This window comes from Sedimenticola sp., assembly GCF_050289425.1.
Classification (GTDB): Bacteria; Pseudomonadota; Gammaproteobacteria; order Chromatiales; family Chromatiaceae; genus Sedimenticola.
In genome coordinates this window covers 1-505 of sequence record NZ_JBNKFS010000102.1, presented here as the reverse complement: position 1 = coordinate 505, position 505 = coordinate 1, and the positions used below count along the sequence as shown (strand labels likewise).

Below are 505 nucleotides of genomic sequence, written 5' to 3'. Positions count from 1 at the left end.
GAGCAGCTCTTGCTTTTCGGTGATATCCGGCTTGAATCCACGTTTGAAGAAGTCATGAGCCACAGACGTCGAGATCACCAGCAGCAGTCCCGCTGCCGTGGATAGTGCCGCTGCCAAACCGCCCGCCGCGACCAACCCGATCACCCAAGCGGGCAAGTTCGCGATCTCGGGGTTGGCCAGCACCATGATGTCGCGGTCGATGGTCAGTTCGTTCAGGTTCTTGTCGCCCAGATACTGAATCAAGCCATCGCCATTCTTGTCCTTAAACTGGATCAACCCGGTGCTCTCCCAATTTTTGAACCAAGTGGGGACCTCCGCGTAGGGACGGTTAGACACTGTGTTCAGCAGGTTCACGCGGGCAAAGGCCGCGACGGCAGGCGCCGTGGTGTACAGCAGCGCGATGAAGAGCAGCGCCCAGCCTGCCGAACTGCGCGCGGCAGCCACCTTCGGCACGGTGTAGAAGCGCACGATCACATGGGGCAGCCCCGCGGTGCCGACCATCAAC

1 pseudogene is annotated in these 505 nt (G+C 60.6%); it reads right to left on the bottom strand.

Annotated elements, in window-relative coordinates:
• Positions 1 to 505, bottom strand: a pseudogene (locus tag ACQY5R_RS18375) (cation acetate symporter); the annotation flags it as partial.